Source organism: Thalassotalea montiporae (assembly GCF_053485855.1).
The window spans coordinates 1-263 of sequence record NZ_JBQRUO010000034.1; the positions used below are offsets into that span (position 1 = coordinate 1).

Genomic DNA, 263 nt, shown 5'->3' on the forward strand with positions numbered 1-263 from the left:
TATCGATTAAGAATGTTGGCGGAGTGGACGGGACTCGAACCCGCGACCCCCGGCGTGACAGGCCGGTATTCTAACCAACTGAACTACCACTCCGCAGTAATATCCTTAAATTATTGTTAAGGATTTATATTCTTAATATTCAAAGTATTCATTCAGATAAAGAGTTGGCGGAGTGGACGGGACTCGAACCCGCGACCCCCGGCGTGACAGGCCGGTATTCTAACCAACTGAACTACCACTCCGCAGTTAATGCAAAATCAGAA

General features: G+C 47.5%; 2 tRNA genes. Both read right to left on the reverse strand.

What is annotated here, in order from left to right:
- Positions 1 to 16: 16 nt before the first annotated feature.
- Positions 17 to 93, reverse strand: a tRNA-Asp gene (locus ACSLUR_RS19165).
- Between the two features lie 72 nt (positions 94 to 165).
- Positions 166 to 242: transfer RNA gene (locus ACSLUR_RS19170), tRNA-Asp, on the reverse strand.
- Positions 243 to 263 lie beyond the last annotated feature (21 nt).